The sequence below is a fragment of the Acinetobacter sp. 809848 genome (assembly GCF_000581275.1).
Taxonomy (GTDB): Bacteria; Pseudomonadota; Gammaproteobacteria; order Pseudomonadales; family Moraxellaceae; genus Acinetobacter; species Acinetobacter pittii.
Genome location: NZ_JEXG01000020.1, coordinates 28117 through 49193 on the forward strand (window position 1 = coordinate 28117; position 21077 = coordinate 49193).

Sequence of the window (21077 nt, forward strand, 5' to 3'; positions counted from 1 at the left end):
TACATATATATCACTTTTAATTTATAAATTAAGTTGGATATTTACGTATGAAAATCAATCACAACCTAAGCAACCTTTAATTCAAATTGTTGCTCAATAAAATGAATAAACTGCTTTAAATTGGTTCCCCATGTTTCAGGCGACTGGGCAACCAAGTAGGTAGTAAAATGAGCGGATTCAGTATTAAGTTCAAAACAACTTAATGACACTTTCTCGACTACTTTGTTTAGATATGACTTTGGCAATAAAGCAAAACCAACACCTAATTCCACACAGCTTACAATCCCGTCCAGACTGCCCATTTCCATGATTTGTGAAGGCGGGACACTGTGATCATTTAAAAATAACTCGATTGCATGACGATAAGAACAACCTTGTCGAAACGCAATAAATCGGGTCTTTGCAAGCTTGGCAACATCTGGAAAGTGAGTTTGCTGTTTCGGACAAACCAAAACCAATTGTTCTTGCCAAACAGGTAAACTATACAACTCTGGAATTAAATATTTAGAAGCAACAAAAGCACAATCGACCTCTCCTTGCTGCACAGCGCTTAACAAATATCGTGTCGGGTGAGTTTGTAGCTCAATCGGCAAATTCGGATATTGCTGCATACATTGATTGAGTAATTGAGGTAGACGTATTGCTGCTGTCGTTTCCATACTGCCCAAACGAATGGTTTCGTTCGGGTCAATATCACCCTCTTGAAAGATTTTTTTCGCTTTATTATGTAGAGCAATCATTTGAACAGCATAACTATGCAGCTGTTGTCCGGCATTCGTTAAAGTCACAGGGTTATTACGATTGAATAAAATAACCCCTAACTCTTCTTCAAGTTTTTTCACATGGCTCGTGATATTCGATTGCACCGTATACATTTTTTGTGCAGCCAAGGAAAAACTTCCACTCTCTGCAACAGCTAAAAAAAACTCTAGAGACTTAAGCAACATACTACTATCTCAAAATAAGATAATTACCATCATATTAAATCATTTTTAAAGATTTAAAAACTCGCTTTTAATAATAAAAAAATTGAGCGTCCTCTCATGTCTACGTTTTATCGAATGAGCTTAATTGTCTTTTTGGCAACTTGTTTGGGAATTGGTGTTTTTAGATTTTCCTATACTGCGCTTATGCCCATCATGATCGAGCAATACCACTGGACTCACGATTTTGCCAGTTACTTAGGCAGCGCAAATTTATTGGGATATCTCATTGGCGCCTTATTGGCGCTATTGAGTATTAAAGAAAAGTACCTCCCATTCATGATCTTAATTTCGGCTATAGCGGGTAGCCTCAGCCTACTAGGCTGTTCATTCATGGATATGCCTTTGGTGTGGTTCATTTTTTGGCGTACGATTTCAGGTATTGCTGGTGGTTTACTTATGATTTTGGCGCCTAGCTTTGCGATGAAATACATTCCCACCACGCAAAGATTAAAAGTTAACTTTTTAGGATTTAGCGGAATTGGTGTCGGCGTTTTATCCGCCACTATTATTATTCCTCTACTTAAAAATATGCCCGTACATTATGTTTGGAATATTTTTGCAGGTCTTTCGCTATTAGGAAGCTTAACTCTTTATCGATTATTAAGTCGTAATACTGTCCATATTATTAAACCGCAATCGACCACTCTACAAGCCTCACAAAAATCACGTTTAGGTCTGGTTATTATTATTGCCTATATGTGTAGTGCCTTTGCCTATATTCCACACTCTTTGTTTTGGATGGATTATTTATCCGGAACTCTGCATTTCTCATTACAGCAAAGAAATTTATTTTGGGTTCTCTATGGAGTGGGAAGCTGCATTGGTGCACTTGTCGCTTATTGCTTAAGCCGAATAGTGGGATATCTACAGGCCATTAAATGGTTATATACCATTTACTGCTTAGCCGTTGTTTTGCCGTTCCTTTCACATACCGCATCTTTACTAGCCTTATCTTCGCTTCTGACAGGTTTACTGACTCCCGCAACAGTATTTATTAGTTCTTTTAGCCTGCTACAGATTTATGAGCAACGCTATCAAAAGCTTTGGAGCCTTGCCACCATTGGCTTTGCCAGTACTCAACTTTTGGGTGGTGTTGTCATTAGTACTTTGCATCATTTGCATTGGTCTTATGCCCATCTTTTTCTTTTGGGTGGAACCGTTCTTCTCTTTGCGGTTTGCCTTTTAATTCCCCTACGCCCTTCTTTCACCTCAACTCTCGGAGAAACCAAATCGTGAAAACTCTGCTCTTTCCTTTATTTCTAGTTGCTTTCGTTCTTATTATTCAAGCCCTAGACCAGAGTTATCAAAAGAAAACTGGTTTTATTAAATCTCCGAAACATCCCGAGTTTATGCAATAAAAAAAGCCCTCAACTGAGGGCTTTTTTAAGGAAATTTATTTAATCTTCCATGTGTTTGATAATCGCATCACCAAATTCAGAACAACGTAACAAGGTTGCACCCGGCATTAGGCGCTCAAAATCGTAAGTTACGGTTTTGGCAGCAATCGCCCCAGAAATTCCTTTAATGATCAGATCAGCAGCCTCTGTCCACCCCATATCACGCAGCATCATTTCCGCAGAAAGAATAATAGAACCAGGGTTTACTTTATCCTGACCTGCATATTTAGGGGCAGTACCATGAGTTGCTTCATACACTGCAATTGCACCACCAATATTTGCACCCGGTGCAATACCAATGCCGCCTACTTCTGCTGCTAAAGCATCAGAAATATAATCACCGTTTAAGTTTAGCGTGGCAATAACAGAGTAATCGGCTGGACGCATGAGAATCTGCTGTAAAAACGCGTCTGCAATGACGTCTTTGATAATGATATCTTTACCAGTTCTAGGGTTTTTAATTTTAACCCATGGGACACCATCAATTAGCTCTCCACCGAAACGATCCAGAGCCAATTCATAGCCCCACTCTTTAAATGCGCCTTCGGTGTATTTCATAATATTACCCTTGTGAACGAGCGTCACAGAAGGTTTGTCATTTTCAATTGCGAACTGAATGGCTTTACGGACTAAACGCTGTGTTCCTTCTTTTGAAACTGGTTTAATTCCAATGCCACATCCTTCAGGGAAACGAATTTTTGTGACACCCATTTCTTCTTGAAGGAACTTAATGACTTTTTTTGCCTCTTCAGAATCAGCTTTCCATTCAATACCTGCATAGATATCTTCCGAGTTCTCACGGAAAATCACCATGTCAGTTAATTCTGGGTGTTGAACCGGTGAAGGAACACCTTCAAACCAGCGTACTGGTCGTACGCAAACATATAGATCTAATTCTTGGCGCAAAGCAACGTTGAGTGAACGAATGCCTCCACCTACTGGTGTGGTTAAAGGACCTTTGATTGATACAACGAACTCGCGAAGTGCTTCAAAAGTTTCTTCGGGCATATAGTTGCCATAAATTTTATTGGCTTTTTCGCCGCAATACACTTCCATCCATTCGATAGAGCGTTTGCCACCGTAAGCTTTTAAAATCGCAGCATCTACGACTGCTTTCATGGTTGGTGTAATATCCACACCAATACCGTCGCCTTCAATGAAAGGAATAATTGGATGATTTGGTACGTTCAGTGACAGGTCTGCATTTACTTTGATTTTGTCGCCGTCGGCAGGAACTACGATCTTCTGATAACCCATTGTGTAGATTCTCCCTTTTATAATACTTAATTAACTAAAAATAATTATCGATAAACAATACTTTCAACTTTTATTAACGCATAATAGCTTAATCGAATTTAATTCTTTTTGAGATTTATGTGGGAAATAAGCAAATTTCGCACTTAAATATAGCTCAATGTTTTCTCTAGTTATTTGAAAGAAGAAGCCATTTTTTATGAAAATTGTGATTCTCAACAAGCCTTATGACGTTCTCTCCCAGTTTCGTAAAGACGAAGCACATATGACCGTCTCTGACTTTGTTGATGACCCGACTTTGCGCTTAGCAGGCCGTCTCGATATGGACTCTGAGGGTTTAGTTTTTTTAACCGATCATGGTGGTCTGAATCAGTTCATTACCAACCCTGCAAATAAAAAATACAAAACGTATTTAGTTCAAGTTGATGGCGATGTAACCGAAGAAGCGCTTGAGCAACTTCGTAAAGGTGTAGAGCTAAATGATGGTATGACGCTTCCAGCTAAAGCCATTAAAGTCAGTGAACCTGAATGGTTATGGGAACGCAATCCACCCGTACGTTACCGTGCAAATATTCCAACATCTTGGATTGAGATTTCAATTTGTGAAGGCCGTAACCGCCAAGTTCGTCGTATGACTTCTGCGGTAGGTTTTCCAACTTTACGTTTAATTCGTACTAAAATTGGCTCAATTGACTTAGTTCAACTTGGTTTAAAACCGGGTGATGTAAAAGAAATTGAACCATTACTCTACCCTGACTTTAAAGATGTACCAGCTGAACAGCCTTATCGCTCGCGTTCATACGTGAAAAAGCCAGGCGGTACGGGTGGCAAACCAATGGTTCGCAAGAACAAAGATGGTTCTGCTAAAAAGTCTGGGACAAAACGTATTTGGCAAATGGATGAAAGTGAGAAACCACGTCGTAAGACCAATGGTACAACTCGTCCAAATACCAAAGCACCACGTGGTCGTGGCCGCAATGGTCGATAAGATTTAGAATTTTAAAAGCTCACATCAGTGGGCTTTTTTAATGTCTTTTATTTTAGGCAATAAAAAACCGGTGCATATGCACCGGCTCTTAAGCTAATTACTAACGAGTTAGTAATTAAGCCTCAACTGTTGCAAGAGCTGCATTAAATGTAGCACTTGGACGCATTACAGCATTTACTTTAGTTGGGTCAATTGCGTAGTAACCACCGATGTCCGCTGGTTTACCTTGTACTTGAGCAAGTTCAGCAACAATCTTCTCTTCATTTTCAGCTAAAGCTTTAGCAAGAGGAGCAAATTTAGCTTTCAACTCAGCATCTTCGTTCTGAGCAGCAAGTGCTTCAGCCCAGTAAAGTGACAAGTAGAAGTGACTGCCACGGTTGTCGATTTCACCAGTACGACGTGATGGAGACTTGTCATTGTCAAGCAATTTACCAGTCGCTTCATCAAGTGTCTTCGCAAGTAACTTAGCACGAGCATTATTTTCTTTAATGCCCATTTCTTCTAAAGATACTGCAAGCGCAAGGAACTCACCAAGTGAATCCCAACGTAAGTGGTTTTCTTCAACAAGTTGTTGTACGTGTTTTGGCGCTGAACCACCTGCACCAGTTTCGTACATACCACCACCCGCCATTAGCGGAACGATAGACAACATTTTTGCAGAAGTACCAAGTTCCATAATTGGGAACAAGTCAGTTAAGTAGTCACGTAAGATGTTACCAGTCACAGAAATCGTGTCTAGGCCACGTACTACGCGCTCAAGTGTGTAACGCATTGCACGTACTTGAGACATGATTTGGATATCAAGACCAGTCGTATCATGATCTTTTAAGTACTTTTGTACTTTCTTGATCAATTCGTTTTCATGTGGACGGTACGGGTCAAGCCAGAAGATTGCAGGCATACCTGAGTTACGTGCACGAGTTACTGCAAGTTTAACCCAGTCACGAATCGGAGCATCTTTAACCTGACACATACGCCAGATATCGCCTTCTTCAACATTTTGAGTCAATAACACTTCACCAGTGTCAAGATCGGTAATGTTTGCAATACCAGCTTCTGAAATCTCAAAAGTCTTGTCGTGAGAACCGTATTCTTCAGCTTTTTGAGCCATCAAACCAACGTTTGGTACTGTACCCATAGTCTTCGGATCGAAGTTACCATGCCACTTACAGAAGTTGATCATTTCTTGGTAAATACGGGCAAATGTTGATTCTGGCATTACTGCTTTAGCATCGTATTGCTTACCATCAGCACCCCACATTTTACCACCAGCACGGATCATTGCTGGCATAGAAGCATCTACGATGATGTCGTTTGGAGAGTGGAAGTTTGTGATGCCTTTTGCCGAGTCAACCATTGCAAGTGCAGGACGGTGTTCTTGACAAGCATGTAAGTCTTCAATGATTTCTTCACGTAATGAAGTTGGAAGAGTTTCGATTTTCTCGTATAACCCAGCCATACCGTTATTTACATTAATGCCTAACTCGTCAAATAACTTACCGTGTTTTTCGAAAGCTTCTTTATAGTAAATTTTCACACAGTGACCGAAAACGATCGGGTGTGAAACTTTCATCATTGTCGCTTTTACGTGTAAAGAGAATAAAATTCCCGCTTCTTTACAATCATCAAGTTCTTTTTCATAGAAATCACAAAGTGCTTTCTTGCTCATGAACATTGAATCAATGATTTCACCTTCTTGAAGCGCAACTTTTGGCTTAAGAACAATGCTCTTACCACTATTCGTGATAAGTTCCATTTTCACATTACGTGCGCGATCAAGTGTCATTGATTTTTCACCATGGTAGAAGTCACCTTCTTCCATATGTGAAACGTGAGTTTGTGACCACTGTTTCCACTCGCTCATTGAATGAGGGTGTTTTTTTGCATAGTTTTTAACTGCTGCTGGAGCACGGCGGTCAGAGTTACCTTCACGAAGGACAGGGTTTACTGCTGAACCAAGGCACTTACCATAACGAGCTTTGATTGATTTTTCTTCTTCAGTCGTTGGATTTTCCGGATAATCAGGAATTGCGTAACCTTTTGATTGAAGCTCTTTAATACATGCAGTTAATTGCGCAACAGACGCACTAATGTTCGGTAGTTTGATAATGTTTGTATCTGGATCTTGTGTAAGACGACCTAGCTCTGCAAGGTTGTCGGATACCTTTTGCTCTTCACTTAGGTAATCAGCGAATTCTGCGAGCACACGTGCAGCTACAGAGATGTCACTTTTAATAATCTCGATGCCAGCTGGCTTGGTAAAGGTCTCAATGATCGGCAGTAGCGAATAGGTCGCCAATAATGGCGCCTCATCAGTCAGTGTGTAAATAATAGTTGACTTTTCACCAGCCATATATAGCCCCTTCCGTTTGATTGAGTGTTGAGGACCGAGCTTGTGGCCCAGTGCCTACGAACCGATATGCTTAAATAAAACCCTGAGAGTATCGGCTCTCATTGCCTTCCAGTCAACGAAATATCCAGTGATAACGACATTTCGTAGTGAAATAATACATAATTCAAATCTATCAATAATATTCTTATACCTAACTTAAGGTAATACATATAGCTTTATCCACCTTCTAGGTATAGAACAGTCTTAAATTAAATGAGATATCTTTCAGAGTTCTGACAATTATTATACTTTTCATTCAAAACAAACTCAAAGATAAAACGAATCTCATCGTTTAGTAGCACTTAAAAATAAAAAACCGATGTACAAAACATCGGTTTTTTATAAACTATTTAACTGTTATTTAAGCTTTTAACCATTTTTCAGTTTTAGCCTGATCTTCAATAACAAGTTCAACCTCAGTTAAATCAGATGTAGAACATTCAACTTCAAAAGATAGTAACTCATCACGGCGGAAAGCAAAGACAGTATAAGTACCGCCCTGCTTTGCATATTTCTCAACAAGTTTAGTGGTCGCTTTTAAACCATCAATTGCAATAATTACATCATTGGCAGAAATACCCGCTTTAGCTGCTGCGCTATCACGGCGAGCACTTTGCACGAGTACACCTTCTGGCTTATCAACAAGTTTCAAACCCAGTGGCAAAGATTTGTCAGTTTTAACTCTATAACTTAAGCCAAACTCAGGGAACAATTGATCAAGTGGTAACTCATCAGTGGTATTAATCAAATGATTAATTTGTTCAATCCAGTTATCACCCGTCAGTTCCTTACATAAATCAAAAATGGTTCTTTCGTTTACTTGCATACCATTTTGAGTGTTTTCATATAACCGACGCATTAAAGCATCAAGACTAGAACCACGTAGACGTAAACCCAAATCTAGACATAACGCAACTAACGAACCTTTATTGTAGTAACTAGTGCCCGCGTTATTCGAGTTTTCATCTTGGCGATAAAATTTAATCCACGCGTCAAAACTTGACTCTGCAACTGTTTGAATAAAACGACCTGGGTTTTGCAAGTAACGGTCAATTTGTGCTTTAAGTAGATCCAAATAAGATTTCTGAGAAATTACACCGCTACGTAATAAAATCAGGTCATCGTAATATGAAGTAAAGCCTTCAAATATCCACAATAAAGACGTGTAGCCTTCTTGATGCAAATTATAGTTTGCAAAGTTTTCTGGACGGATAAACTTGACTAACCATGAATGAAAATATTCATGACTACATAAGCCTAAAAAGCGTTGATAATCTTTAGAAGGTTCAGTTGGTTCATTCGATTTTGGCAAATCATCACGCGGTGTAATCAAGCTTGTGCTATTGCAATGCTCTAATCCGCCATAACTATTACCTGTTGCCATGGTCATAAAGGTATAGTTTTTAAATGGTGCTGAACCGAACATATTTATTTCAGCTGCACAAATCCTTTCAATATCGGCTTTTAGGCGATCAATATTGGTATTATGCGAACCAGAAATTACAAACTCATGTCCAATGCCGTTCGTCTCAAAACTAAAGCGTGTTTGATCAGCCAATTCAAATGGACTATCAATCAGTTGATCGTAATGATCTGCTTTTAAAGTAAATCGACCTTTGACTAAGCTTTTTGAAGCTAAGCCTGTTGCTAACTGAAAATGCTTTAATTCATCCGGCAAGAAAACTTCGACTTCACAAGCGGACTGCTCCTGCCCTTCTAAAGCCAAACATACACACGCAGGATTAATATATAGACGAGTCTGGTCTACATACGCACCACGGACAGACAAATCATATGCATATACATCATATTCAATCGTCATTAATTCATGATCTGTATTAAATAAACGCCAGCGATTCTTGCTCGTTTTTTTAATGTCCAGCAGACGTCCAGCTTCATCATAAGCTTTAACAGATTCAATATGTTTTGAGAACTCTCGAATTAGATAACTACCCGGAATCCACGTTGGTAGCCAAAGTTCCTGATTCGGGTTGGCTAAAAAACGAATTGTCACGTGAACAAGGTGCTGTTTGTAATCATCGAACTCAATTTGATAATGCAACATAAATTCTTCAATTTAAAAATAAGAACGGCTTCACATTAGATTATCACTTTTTTGTATCGTCTTGCGTAGATGTATTTTTTGGCAACAATTCCCACTAGCCTTCCACGAAAAAAAGGCATAGCATGCTGTGCATCTGTGTCCCGTATTTGCCAGTGAAGTTAAGGTCATCCGTGAAATTTTTTCTATCTCTTTTTACCCTCTTTAGTATTTTTTGTACTACCGTAACCAATGCTGCATTACTCAATATTGCACCTGAAAGTGTTGAAGCTGCTGCATGGACTATTGTAGATACTCAATCGGGTCAAATCATTGCTGAGCATAATAGCCATGTTCAACGCGCACCAGCATCTTTAACCAAAATGATGGTTGCATACATTGCTCTAAAAGAGATTAAAGCTGGAAAACTGAAAAAAGAAGAAATCATTACTGCAACTCCAGTGGTTAGTGTTGTGCAGTGGGATGAATCACAAATGTATCTTAAAGCTGGTGAACAAATTTCAGTTGATCAGTTATTGGCAGGTCTAATCGTGATGTCTGCTAATGATGCAGCCGTGACTTTAGCTGAAAAAATCTCTGGTGATGTTCCGCGTTTCGTGCAACGTATGAATCAGGAAGCTCAAGCTTTGGGTATGAAAGATACTCATTTTAGTAATCCTGCCGGAATTACGATGCCTGACCATTTCACTACAGCACACGACCTTAGCTTATTAAGTCAGGCATTAATTAAACAAACCCCTGAATATTTACATTATTCAAAAATGCCAAGCTTTAGCTATAACCAACGCTTCCATCATGCGACAAACCTTGCGCTCAAATATGACCCATCTGTTGACGGTCTAAAAACGGGATATACAAAAGCAGCGGGTTATAACTTGGCACTTACAGCTTCACGTCCTTCTTTTTCATCTGACTTAACTCAAAGACGTTTATTAGTAATCGTTTTAGGTACGCAGAGTGCTGTAAAACGCGCTGAGATTGCAGATAAATTAATGAATCTTGCGTATGCCTATACACGTGATGAAGTGATTATTCCTGAGCAGAAATTAATTGCTGAACTACCTGTTGTAAAGTCGACTTTAAAAATGTTTAAGGTTGAAACAAAGCAACCAACAATTGTAACGACATCTTTATATGCAGACCCAACACCAATTGACCTAAATACTTTTGATAATGCAACTCAACGCGTTCAAGTACTTGATAGTAACCAACAGCTCAAGGTGATTGCTCCACTTGAAACGACTCAAACACATGTAAACATTGAGCTCAATGAAAAACAATTAACTGCGCCATTAATGAAAGTCGTAAGTTTGGCAACAGTATCGATTTATCAAAATAATCAACTGATCCGTAGTCTTCAAATCGAAGATAACGTACATATTGAAGAAGCCAATATTTTCCAAAAAATCGCAATGTGGTTTTCTAGCCTCTTCTCTATTTTTTCATCAAGTGAACATAGTGCTGCAAAACTCTACCCAGTAGATTCGCACTAAAAACATCAAATTGTGCACAGACGCACAATAAATTTTATAAATAAAAGATGGCATAATTTAGCCATCTTTTTTTATAGAAAAATAATTAGGTGAAAAAATGACCCAAAATTTACATCATATTGTAATTGTTGGTGGTGGTGCTGGCGGCTTAGAACTGGCAACACAACTCGGTGAAACTTTTGGGAAAAATCGTAAAGCAAAGATTACATTGGTTGACCAAAACCTTACCCATATTTGGAAACCATTGCTTCATGAAATTGCTGCTGGCTCTTTAAATCCCCACGAAGAACAAACTAACTATTTTGCGCACTCAGAAAAACATCATTACGAATTTGTGCTCGGAACATTAGTTGGGGTTAATAAAGATAAAAAATTAATTGAACTAATGCCCCCTCAAGTGTCTAAGGATCAACAGAATCATCCGCAAGAGCTAAGTTATGACACACTTATTTTAGCGCTTGGTTCAGTATCAAATGACTTTAATACCACTGGAGTGCGTGAAAACTGCCATTTCCTTGATAGCAGAAAGCAAGCCGATATTTTCCAGCAAGATTTATTACATCTTTATATTGAAGCTCAGAATCAACCCAATCAGCGAACTTTAAATATTGGAATTGTTGGTGCGGGAGCAACGGGTGTGGAGCTGGCAGCTGAGTTAATTGAGACAACTAAAAACTTTTATCGATATGGTTTAAAGAAGATTCATCCAAACCAAGTCAAAATTACACTAATTGAAGCTTCTGAGCGTATTTTACCTGCTCTAAGCGATAAAACCGCTGAACACAGTGCTGGGCAACTCAAAAAAATGGGTGTTGAAATTTTAACTCAACACCGCGTTGAAAAAATTGATGAGCATTGCATCTACTTTAGCAATGGCAACCAACTTAAAAGTGATATTACCGTTTGGGCCGCAGGCGTAAAAGCACCAAAGGTATTAGAAAGTTTTACCGATTTTAAACGCGATAACATTAACCGCCTGATGGTCTATGCAACGTTGCAAACTTATTCTGATCCAAATGTATTTGCGTTTGGTGACTGCGCTCATTGCCAACTTGATGCAAGACATCCTCCACTTGGCCCCCGTGCTCAAGTTGCAAGCCAACAGGCCAGCTTTTTAGTCGATGCTATGGCTGCTCGACTAAATGGCCGATCACAGCCGATGTTTACATTTAACGACAAAGGTTCTCTCGTGTCTTTAAGTCGTCATAAAGCCGTTGGAGAATTACTTGGAGATGTAAGCGTGCAAGGCTATATTGCGAAAACAATGTATGTCTCTTTATATCGTTTACATCAAGCAACGATTCACGGATATACTCAGGCTGGACTACTCACAATGAAAGATTTACTTACAAGACGTGTACGTCCAAAAATTAAGCTGTATTAAGTTGAATTTTTTAAGTTCGTCCCTATTTATATAAAAACGCATCAGAAAAAGTGCCAAAGATTAAGATTTTGTAGTCTACAAAATTTATTTTTCACTTTATGATGTACGCTTCAATTGATTGAATGGATCAAAAACATGACTGCTATTGCAAATAACCACGTGGTTTCATTCCACTACAAATTAACAAACGCTGAGGGTGAAACACTTGATCAATCTCAAGGTGAACCACTTGCCTATTTGCACGGTGCAGGCAATATCATTCCTGGTTTAGAAAATGCATTAACAGGTAAAACTGTTGGTGAAAAATTCACTGTTAACGTTCCAGCTGCTGAAGGTTATGGCGAATACAACCCAGACCTAGTACAAGAAGTTCCAGCTCAAATGTTCCAAGGTGTTGAGAACATTCAACCTGGTATGCAATTCCAAGCTCAAACAGATGACGGCGTACAGATCGTTACTGTTAAAGCGGTTGAAGGCGACAACGTTGTTGTTGATGCTAACTTCCCACTTGCTGGTCAAGACTTAACTTTTGAAGTTGAAATCGTAGAAATCCGTGATGCTTCTCAAGAAGAATTAGATCACGGTCACGTACACGGTGCTGGTGGTCATCACCACTAATTCATCTTTAAAGATGATAAGAGCAAAGCTTCGGCTTTGCTTTTTTTATGTATTTATTTTTATATAATATTTTGATAATAATTCTTTAACTCACCTCACTCTATAAGGGCCAATTTTCATGTCAAACGTAAATCAGCTAATTTGGTTTCGTCAAGATTTGAGAGTTCGAGACCATGCTGCTTTATGGCATGCCTCTCAACAAGGGCCTTGTATTGGGTTAATTATTTTATCGCCTGAACAATGGAAAATGCATCACGATGCGCCTATAAAAATTAATTTCTATTTACGTCAACTTCAACAACTCAAAAAAGAACTAGAACAACTTAATATTCCCCTTATTATCCAAGTCATTCCTTACTGGAAAGATATCGCTGATTATATTGGTGAACTTTGCACTCAACTTAATATTGAAAATGTCTATTCAAATATAGAGATCGGCGTTAATGAATTAAAAAGAGATAAAACTGTACAAGATTTTTTAAATCAGCAAGGTAAAGAGCTCTTTTTATTCCATGACCGTACGATTTTTCCTTTATGCTCTATTCGCAATCAGTCACAGCAGCCCTATCAGGTTTTCGGTGCATTCAAAAAAGCATGTTATTCAAAATTGGATCTCAGTGGTTTACCTCAATGCTATCCAATTCCTGAAAAGCAAAGTAGCTATCCAGCGTCTTTTTCAAAAATAAACAGCTTAACTCTAGAAGATATTGAAGCTTTTTTTGATCCTTCTGTTTCTAAAGAGCAACAAGACTTATGGCCAGCTGGAGAAAATTTTGCTCTAGAGCAGCTCGACATATTTATTAAAGATCATTTATCTGATTATAAATTAGAACGTGACTTTCCCAATGTAAGAGGAACTAGCCAACTTTCTCCCTATTTAAACATTGGGATTTTGTCTATCCGCCAGTGCCTTCAAGCTCTTTTTAGGGCTGAACATGGCAACTTTCATTTGACAAATGAAGGCCAGCAGACTTGGTTAGATGAACTTATTTGGCGAGAATTTTATCAACATATTTTATTTGATTTCCCCCATGTTTCTAAACATATTCCGTTTAAAAAAGACACTCAGAAAATTAAGTGGAATCACAATCCAGAGCACCTAATTGCATGGCAAACGGGCCAGACAGGTATACCGATTATTGATGCTGGAATGCGTCAACTTTTAAAAACGGGATGGATGCATAATCGTGTTCGCATGATTACCGCTATGTTTTTATGTAAAAACTTACTCATCGATTGGCGAGTAGGTGAACGATGGTTTATGGAGCATTTAATCGATGGGGATTTAGCAGCAAATAATGGCGGCTGGCAATGGTGCGCTTCTACCGGAACTGATGCCGTACCTTACTTTAGAATTTTTAACCCTATTGCTCAATCAAAGAAATTTGATCCAAATGGAGATTATATTCGTCAATGGGTTGAAGAATTAGCTCATCTAGACAATAAAGCCATTCATGAGCCCTACTCGACTAAAACGAATATTCAGTTAAATTATCCAAAACCAATTGTAGATTTAAAGGAAACTCGTCTTAAAGCAATTGAAACTTTCAAGAGTATTTAAATAAGAATTACGTCTTAAGTGTTTATTTTTAATTAAAAAATAATAACAGTATTTGACTATAGTGAGACTTTGTTCTACAAATAAACATAATAGATACTTAAAAAGGCCATAAACAACAACAACTTCGCAATGTCTCACATTTAGTAATAAAAGTATAAAAAAATTAACATTACAATAAGGTAGCTATAGCTCACATGCAACAAAAGAACCCTGGAAGAACACTCGTCTTATGGATTATCGCAGCTCATCTATTTATGGGTATGGTTGCGTATGAGTGGTTGCCTGTAAGTTTTAGAGGAAGCTGGATTTTTATTCTCATTCTTTTAATTTCTGGAGCTTTTTTACAAGTTGGTGCATCCTTAATTGTAGGCTTACTCGCTTTTATCGGTGTTGCAGTATATTTTCTACTCGACTTAGGGGCTCAGACGCATATTGAACGTCAGCTTCTTTTACTTTTTATTATTCCCCTCATTCCTCTTTTTCTGAGTGCTGTTCGCCATAATATTGAAATTAACGTTCAAAAATACCGCGATATTCAAAGCTATGACCGTAATTATCGCCGTGATATTTTCCCGCTTAGCGCACTCAAGTATTTTCAACGCAGTTTCTTTAAGCTTCTTGATCATCATCACATTCAAGACTATGAAGTCTTTGAAATTAGAATTCTCAACAGAAGCTTAATTAAAGAAATGTTAGGCGACGATGTGTGGAAAACCACGCAAAATGAAATGATTAAAATTTTGAGTCAGCATCATCCACAAGAAATCGTTTTCCAGTTCGCTGATGATGATCTTGAAACTATATACAGTATTGTAATTCGCAAGCAAAAAACGGATGAAGAGCCTGAATTTATTAAAAAGCTAAAAGAAATTATGACTTTGCGGCTTGAAGTCGAATATAAAGTTATTCAGATTCCACCTGAAGAGGAGATTACTTAATGTCTAATCTTCTTAATATTTGTGGAATTATTATTGCATCTAGTCAGTATCCTGATGCCACTTTACAGCAGTTCTATCGGCAATATTATCATTGTGAGATTAAAACGGAACAAACAAAAACAGAAGTTCAGAGTACCGATGATCTTTCAATGTTTTTTCCATATCAGGATACATGGTGGCCTATCTTTACAATTGACCAGATCAGCTCGGATAGCTTTCAACGACTTATTCATAAAGGGTTCAAGCCTGGCATTATATTGCCGGATGAAGTTTTTAGCTTTTCTCATTATTTCTTGCTCAAAGAAGCAGTCAGCCAAGGTGCGATTCCGATTGCACTTTATAAATCAGAGCAACCTCAATATTTTGCGGCTAAAGCCACATTTTCAACTGCAATTGGGTTGCGCCCAATGGCTGCTTTTGTCTCAACGGGATGGGATGAAAATTTAATTTCACAGACCGCTGGTAGTTATATTATTCAATTTAACCCTTCGCAGCTCCCGTTACCCTCTAGAGAAATTAAGCAAAAACAGCATTTATTTTATTCGGCTAAACGTTTTAACGGTCATATTTCTGGGTATGAAATTATTATTAATCCTCCTGCTGATCTACCCACAACAAATATTCGATATCCTCAACTCGGAATATCTTGGAAATTTAATAAGATTAATTACATAAGTACGCCAGAGCATGTAAAAACTAATTTCCTTGGATACATTTTTATCGGTTTAAGTACTGTTGTAGTTCCACTCGATCTAATTCTGACGAGTACCTACCCTGACCTCCTTGGTACGTTTGGTAGCTATATTTCATGGTTCTCTCTTGTAATCGGGTTGATTTTATTAGTCTTGCTCATCTCGTCTATTATCAGGAGGGTTAAATCAAATGGCTCCCATTGATATTCTCTTCTTATTTGGATTTTTAGGGATTTGGATTCCACAAGCATTTTGGGCGTGGTTAAGTTATCAAGCTTGGAAATATTCAAAAACAGCAGAAAAAGAGTTACAAAACCTTCCAATACCAGAGAGATGGCCCGTTTTGAGTGTCTTGATCCCTGCCTATAATGAAGGTGTTGTGATTGAAGATACTTTGCATGCAATTGCTCAACAAGATTACCCAGCCGAAGCATATGAAGTTTTACTCATTAATGATGGGTCAAAGGATAACACCCTAGAAATCGCCGAAAATTTGGCAAAAATTTATCCTTGCATAAAGATTGTTAATGTTCCTAAAGGAATGGGGGGTAAAGGTAAATCTAGAACGCTTAATAATGGCCTCCCCCATGCTAGAGGCGAATTGATTGTTGTCTATGATGCGGACAGTACACCAGAACCCGATTGTGTTCGCTTGCTAGCTCAAACCCTACTTGCCGATAAAAAATTAGTAGCCGTTAATGGAAAAGTAAGAACACGTAATTGGCAAGATAGTATTTTGACCCGATTTATTGCCATTGAGTTCATCTTTTTCCAATGGATTTTCCAAGGCGGTCGTTGGCAACGTTTTGAGCTATCGACATTAATGGGTACTAACTATGTGATTTGGCGTGATGCTTTAGAAACCTTAGGCGGTTTTGATGAAAAGTCATTGGTCGATGATACAGAAATGAGTTTTAGGATTTTCATTGGTCAAAAACGGATTAAATGGGTGCCCTATGCAATTGGTTGGCAGCAAGATCCTCCATCTCTGAGTGTGTTTGTTAAACAGCGTTCACGTTGGACCCAAGGTAATTTTTATGTGACTCGTAAATATTTACCCGTCGCATTAAGAACGCCTTTTCCTATCGGAATTGAAATTCTTAACAACATTATGTGCTACATACTTTTTGTACCCGCTTTATTCTGGAGTCATATCACCTTAACCCTTGGCATACTTGATATTGCGGGTATTTCAGTTCCAGGCCCATTCACAACTCTATGGGGACTGTCATTTTGCCTATATGTGGCACAAATGTGGTTTACGCTTTCACTCGAAAAAGTTAAACCAGAACTCTACTTTTATTCAGTTCTATCTTACGTAAGTTACTCACAAATATTTCTATTTATTGTTTTTAAAGCCGCATATGACATGCTTAAAAATAAAATACAGGGCAACTCCCTTCAATGGTACAAAACGGAACGTAGCAAGGAGAAAAAATAAATGAAAAAGACTTTTGATCTTTACAAAACAACTCAAGTGCTCCTTGCCAGCACCAGTCTTATGCTCGCCATGTCTGCTCATGCGTATACATGGGAACTGGACGATATTAGTACTTCTACTAAATACACAGTCGAGCCTCATTTTTTCTATATTGGCAAAGGTGCCCAGTGGCAAAACATTCAATTTTCAAGTGATTATTCCACTGAAAGCGATACAACTTTACTTGTAAAATATGATGATAAACTCATTTATAACACTACCCTAAGTGGGGATGGTCAAGTCAAATTTGATATTCCAGCAAGTCAGAGTGGTTTTCACCGTTTAGATTTTATTATTCAACAATATGCGAAACCGACTACGCTGAATCAAACCAAAGAAACATTCTGTACAGAAGATATTGATCACCTAACTTATTTAAGTAATTCCCAGCTCGACTTTACACCTATTCGTAATGAATATCGCTTAAAAGATTTGCCAGATGCTTTATATAACCCACAAGCGAGACGGCCTACTCCATTTGTTGGTATTTTAAAATACAACCGTAAAGAGATTATAGAAGCCTCCATGCTCGCCAGATTAGCAAGTTCATGGACCTCCATAACACCTGTTGAATGGGTTGATTCAGGACAAACCAATTTAAATCCTGAAACAAACTTTATTATTGAAGTTATTCGCTCAGCAGCACCACTAAAAGGCGGAGCACTAGTACAAATTGCAAAACCTGTAGAAGGTGTGCCTACCTTATCAATTACTTATCATACTCAACAAGATTTAACGAGCGCAGTAAATGGACTAATTAATTCTTCTTATGTACAACAATTGAGTACAGGAAACGCAGTTTTTCCAAATACAATATCTAATCCAACATGGGCTCAATTTAAAAAAATCGATACACTCGCCGATTTAGGTATTCAAGATTTCAGATTAAATCACGCTGAAAAAAACTTATTTCTTGATTTCCCTGCGGTATGGCAACCAACCGATATCTTGCAAGGACAAATCGCACTTCGTATTCAAAGTGGTTTATTACAAGGTTCCAATATTACAGCTTGGATTGATGGAGGACTTGCTGGAAGCATGAAAACAGCCGACCTTGCTTCAGACCCAGTAAACCGTCAGTTCAATATTTTTGCAAAAGCTATTTCTAATACGACAAATTTTAGTCTAAAGCTGGAAAATTCAGTGATAGCCAATTCCCAATGTTTACCTAACGCACATGGTTCACTTTGGATTGATACAGCCAAATCTACTGTAAAGCTACCTCATAAACTTAAAAATGGTGTAGCCGCAATTTCAATGACTTTAGCAACAACCCCCACAATTGCGGTTGATGGTCAATCTGGTGCATTAAATATCGCGATTGTGTTAGGTCAAACTGCGAAAAAAATGCTTTTAACCCAAGCACCAATGCCTCTCAACCTAGTCCGTTATTCACCGAGCGCGCCACAATCTGTAAATGTCCGTGTTAACAAAGATATTTATCAACAACAAGTACTAATGCATCAGGATATTATTTATGCACCTGCTGCCCAAAATGGTTTTATTGTCAGTTATAACAATAACCGCTTTGATGTGATTACCGACTCACAAGGTGGCGCACAAACGTTTATGCACCTTTGGGAAAAAATACAACATAAAATTCCAAACAACGTGACGAAAATGCTGGTTTCAGAAAATGGAAATATCTATGTTTTACAAAAACTCATTGTCGGAAATCAAAAGGCGCCTCTAGTCCAACAGTCTTCTTTCTTCTTATTAGTTGTGATTATCTCTGCAATTATGATAATAATTATCTTCTTGTGGTACTGGTTAAGACGAAATAATGAGAAAACAGATACCAATTAAAATAGCTGCTTTTATTATTTTAATTATATGTAGTGTCATCGTATATGCGGGGCTTTTCAAACATCAAGGTCAAGCCCCTCATATTGAAGGTATTTTCTGGCAGCCTGATAATAAAACGACTCCTCCAGAAGGAAATTGGCACTACTTAGGTGTCGATACCTTTGTTCCCCAATGGTCTGTGGTTGAATCTAAATCATGGTGGAAAGAATCCAATTTTCCACAGTGGGAAAAAGCAATTAATTTAGAAAAAATTAAACAAGAGCCATGGGCTAAAAATCTTATATTAGGATTAGCTGGCGAATATAATGAACCTAAAGCGCGAGCAAATGTCATTGAGTTAGGCGAAAAATCTGCCCAAATTATAAAAGAGCAAAAAACGGCATTTAAAGGCTATTACTTTCCGGTAGAAGCCGATCCAACTTGGCTACGAGTCAGTGCTTTAGGCCATGTATTGTCAAAGCTCCCCTCACCAGTTTGGGTAAGTATTTATAGTGGCGAAAGTGAACCTGAAAATTATGATTTGTGGGTTAAAAGCTGGCTACCGGACCATACTGGAGTTTTTTTCCAAGATGGCGTTGGCGTAGGGATTCGATCACCTAAACAGGCCAAACATATTTTAGATCAGCTTGAACATAAACTTGGAAAAGACAAAGTAATTATAGTATTAGAAGCTTTTAGAGTGAAAAAGAATGGGCAATTTAGAGCCGCATACCCTTGGGAAATTATTTCTCAGCTAAAAGCATATGAAGGTAAAACTGTTTATATTTTTGATGGTCCTCATTACATGAGCCGCTGGTGCGTTAATATTGTGAGCTTATGGTACCGCCTCACTTATGGTCATGCGAATAAAACCATAAATGAGACGAGATCCTTAAATCATAATTATGCCGATTCATAAGATTTAGCAATTTGATTGAGAATACGTTGAGCAGCTTGCCCATCGCCAAATGGGTTTTCCACATGTGCCATTTTTTCATAATGCTGTTGGTCGGTGAGTAACTTTTCAGCTTCTTCAATAATTTTTTGTTGATTTGTACCCACCAAAACGCCTGCTCCCACCTCAACAACTTCTGGTCGCTCGGTAGTATCCCGCAAGATCAAAACTGGCTTATTAAATGATGGACTTTCTTCTTGTAAGCCTCCCGAATCCGTCAAAATAAAATTCGATCGGTCTATCACTGCCAATAGACTTGGGTAGTCTAATGGTTTAACAAGATGGATTTGGGAATGGTCTTTAAACTTATCATGGACTACATCATGTACTGCCGGGTTCAAATGTACAGGCCAAATAAAATGTAAATCAGGATGTGCTTGAGCTAAGTGCTCAACTGCATTACAAATATTTTGAATTCCACCACCAAAGTTTTCACGACGATGGGCAGTAATAAGTACAACTTTGTCATCCTGCTTTAATTGAATTCCATAAGGTTCAAGCTGGTTCTTCAAATCAGATTTTTCAGAAATTAATTTACGCCCTAAATACACAGCGTCAACAACAGTATTGCCTGTAACAGTAATGAGTTCTGGCGGAATTTGTTCATTAAGTAGATTTCTTTTTGATTGTTCAGTCGGGGCAAAATGCCATTTAGTAATACGTGAAACTAACTGACGATTTCCCTCTTCTGGAAAAGGATGATCTAAATCATAAGAACGTAAACCAGCTTCAACATGCGCAACAGGAACTTTCATTGAAAACGCGACTAAGCCAGCTGCTAAAACAGTTGTTGTATCACCCTGAATAACAATTGCATCTCGTTTTTGTCCATCAGTGTACACATTCTCGATTTGGCTCAAACCATGAATTAAGAGCTGATTTAAACTTTGTCCAGCATTCATAATTTTAAGACGGTGGTCAATTTCAACCCCAAAGAAATCTATCGCATCTCTTACTAGTTCGTCATGCTGTCCAGTAAAAATCACTTCAACTTGAAAGCGAGGGTCTTGTTTTGCCAATAAAATCACAGGGGCAAGTTTGATTAATTCAGGACGGGTTCCAAATACGATAGATATAAAAATTTTATTCATT

At 38.2% G+C, this 21077-nt stretch carries 17 protein-coding genes; 12 read left to right on the forward strand and 5 right to left on the reverse strand.

The features are described from left to right. Positions 1-65: 65 nt before the first annotated feature. A complete protein-coding gene (locus J536_RS15855; protein ID WP_002118709.1) occupies positions 66-947 on the reverse strand; it encodes a LysR family transcriptional regulator in 882 nt (293 codons plus the stop codon). Positions 948-1043: 96 nt separating this feature from the next. On the opposite strand from J536_RS15855, the gene J536_RS15860 reads away from it, so the two are divergent. Then, positions 1044-2222: a YbfB/YjiJ family MFS transporter gene (locus tag J536_RS15860; protein ID WP_032063310.1), complete on the forward strand. Its 1179-nt coding sequence runs from the start codon at positions 1044-1046 to the stop codon at positions 2220-2222. Further along, complete coding sequence (locus tag J536_RS25250) at positions 2219-2344, forward strand: hypothetical protein (protein ID WP_002118699.1); 126 nt, start codon at positions 2219-2221, stop codon at positions 2342-2344. The genes J536_RS15860 and J536_RS25250 overlap by 4 nt, the downstream gene beginning before the upstream one ends. Before the next feature lie 39 nt (positions 2345-2383). Here the strand turns inward: J536_RS25250 and icd are convergent, their stop codons facing one another. Beyond that, a complete protein-coding gene (gene icd, locus J536_RS15865; RefSeq protein WP_032063311.1) occupies positions 2384-3640 on the reverse strand; it encodes an NADP-dependent isocitrate dehydrogenase in 1257 nt (418 codons plus the stop codon). 196 nt (positions 3641-3836) lie between these two features. Between icd and J536_RS15870 the strand changes: the two genes are divergently transcribed. Further along, on the forward strand, positions 3837-4625 hold the full coding sequence (locus J536_RS15870) for an rRNA large subunit pseudouridine synthase E (protein ID WP_032063312.1): 789 nt from the start codon (positions 3837-3839) through the stop codon (positions 4623-4625). 115 nt (positions 4626-4740) lie between these two features. Here the strand turns inward: J536_RS15870 and J536_RS15875 are convergent, their stop codons facing one another. Beyond that, entirely contained in the window at positions 4741-6978 is a 2238-nt protein-coding gene (locus tag J536_RS15875; RefSeq protein ID WP_002118624.1) for an NADP-dependent isocitrate dehydrogenase, read from the reverse strand. A gap of 400 nt (positions 6979-7378) precedes the next feature. Beyond that, positions 7379-9082 (reverse strand): M61 family metallopeptidase, encoded by a 1704-nt coding sequence (locus tag J536_RS15880; RefSeq protein ID WP_017402785.1) that lies wholly within the window; start codon positions 9080-9082, stop codon positions 7379-7381. Positions 9083-9252: 170 nt separating this feature from the next. Between J536_RS15880 and J536_RS15885 the strand changes: the two genes are divergently transcribed. The 9 genes from J536_RS15885 (at position 9253) to J536_RS15925 (ending at position 19949) form a co-directional block, all read left to right on the forward strand. Beyond that, complete coding sequence (locus J536_RS15885; protein WP_017386267.1) at positions 9253-10572, forward strand: D-alanyl-D-alanine carboxypeptidase PBP6B; 1320 nt, start codon at positions 9253-9255, stop codon at positions 10570-10572. A 97-nt stretch (positions 10573-10669) separates the two neighbouring features. Continuing rightward, positions 10670-11956: an NAD(P)/FAD-dependent oxidoreductase gene (locus J536_RS15890; protein WP_017386266.1), complete on the forward strand. Its 1287-nt coding sequence runs from the start codon at positions 10670-10672 to the stop codon at positions 11954-11956. 135 nt (positions 11957-12091) lie between these two features. After that, complete coding sequence (locus J536_RS15895; RefSeq protein ID WP_002118581.1) at positions 12092-12574, forward strand: FKBP-type peptidyl-prolyl cis-trans isomerase; 483 nt, start codon at positions 12092-12094, stop codon at positions 12572-12574. 118 nt (positions 12575-12692) lie between these two features. Beyond that, positions 12693-14135 carry a deoxyribodipyrimidine photo-lyase gene (gene phrB, locus J536_RS15900; RefSeq protein WP_032063313.1) on the forward strand — a complete coding sequence of 481 codons (1443 nt, stop codon included), beginning with the start codon at positions 12693-12695 and terminating at the stop codon, positions 14133-14135. A 194-nt stretch (positions 14136-14329) separates the two neighbouring features. Further along, a complete protein-coding gene (locus J536_RS15905) occupies positions 14330-15073 on the forward strand; it encodes a hypothetical protein (protein ID WP_002118735.1) in 744 nt (247 codons plus the stop codon). After that, positions 15073-15969, forward strand: coding sequence for a hypothetical protein (locus tag J536_RS15910; RefSeq protein WP_002118561.1), 897 nt, complete (start codon positions 15073-15075; stop codon positions 15967-15969). Before J536_RS15905 ends, J536_RS15910 begins: the two co-directional genes overlap by 1 nt. Next, positions 15956-17206, forward strand: coding sequence for a glycosyltransferase family 2 protein (locus tag J536_RS15915; protein ID WP_002118919.1), 1251 nt, complete (start codon positions 15956-15958; stop codon positions 17204-17206). The genes J536_RS15910 and J536_RS15915 overlap by 14 nt, the downstream gene beginning before the upstream one ends. Then, complete coding sequence (locus J536_RS15920; RefSeq protein WP_032063314.1) at positions 17207-19051, forward strand: hypothetical protein; 1845 nt, start codon at positions 17207-17209, stop codon at positions 19049-19051. After that, complete coding sequence (locus J536_RS15925) at positions 19029-19949, forward strand: hypothetical protein (RefSeq protein WP_032035907.1); 921 nt, start codon at positions 19029-19031, stop codon at positions 19947-19949. The genes J536_RS15920 and J536_RS15925 overlap by 23 nt, the downstream gene beginning before the upstream one ends. On the opposite strand, the gene wecB is transcribed toward J536_RS15925, so the two are convergent. Continuing rightward, on the reverse strand, positions 19934-21076 hold the full coding sequence (wecB, locus tag J536_RS15930; RefSeq protein ID WP_002118829.1) for a non-hydrolyzing UDP-N-acetylglucosamine 2-epimerase: 1143 nt from the start codon (positions 21074-21076) through the stop codon (positions 19934-19936). The genes J536_RS15925 and wecB overlap by 16 nt on opposite strands. Position 21077: the final 1 nt, after the last annotated feature.

Excerpts from the sequence above, each read along its gene's own strand:
- J536_RS15855 (WP_002118709.1), bottom strand. The coding sequence starts at position 947 with ATGTTGCTTAAGTCTCTAGAGTTTTTTTTAGCTGTTGCAGAGAGTGGA.
- J536_RS15860 (WP_032063310.1), top strand. The coding sequence starts at position 1,044 with ATGTCTACGTTTTATCGAATGAGCTTAATTGTCTTTTTGGCAACTTGT.
- icd (WP_032063311.1), bottom strand. The coding sequence starts at position 3,640 with ATGGGTTATCAGAAGATCGTAGTTCCTGCCGACGGCGACAAAATCAAA.
- J536_RS15870 (WP_032063312.1), top strand. The coding sequence starts at position 3,837 with ATGAAAATTGTGATTCTCAACAAGCCTTATGACGTTCTCTCCCAGTTT.
- J536_RS15875 (WP_002118624.1), bottom strand. The coding sequence starts at position 6,978 with ATGGCTGGTGAAAAGTCAACTATTATTTACACACTGACTGATGAGGCG.
- J536_RS15880 (WP_017402785.1), bottom strand. The coding sequence starts at position 9,082 with ATGTTGCATTATCAAATTGAGTTCGATGATTACAAACAGCACCTTGTT.
- J536_RS15890 (WP_017386266.1), top strand. The coding sequence starts at position 10,670 with ATGACCCAAAATTTACATCATATTGTAATTGTTGGTGGTGGTGCTGGC.
- J536_RS15895 (WP_002118581.1), top strand. The coding sequence starts at position 12,092 with ATGACTGCTATTGCAAATAACCACGTGGTTTCATTCCACTACAAATTA.
- phrB (WP_032063313.1), top strand. The coding sequence starts at position 12,693 with ATGTCAAACGTAAATCAGCTAATTTGGTTTCGTCAAGATTTGAGAGTT.
- J536_RS15905 (WP_002118735.1), top strand. The coding sequence starts at position 14,330 with ATGCAACAAAAGAACCCTGGAAGAACACTCGTCTTATGGATTATCGCA.
- J536_RS15910 (WP_002118561.1), top strand. The coding sequence starts at position 15,073 with ATGTCTAATCTTCTTAATATTTGTGGAATTATTATTGCATCTAGTCAG.
- J536_RS15915 (WP_002118919.1), top strand. The coding sequence starts at position 15,956 with ATGGCTCCCATTGATATTCTCTTCTTATTTGGATTTTTAGGGATTTGG.
- J536_RS15920 (WP_032063314.1), top strand. The coding sequence starts at position 17,207 with ATGAAAAAGACTTTTGATCTTTACAAAACAACTCAAGTGCTCCTTGCC.
- J536_RS15925 (WP_032035907.1), top strand. The coding sequence starts at position 19,029 with ATGAGAAAACAGATACCAATTAAAATAGCTGCTTTTATTATTTTAATT.
- wecB (WP_002118829.1), bottom strand. The coding sequence starts at position 21,076 with ATGAATAAAATTTTTATATCTATCGTATTTGGAACCCGTCCTGAATTA.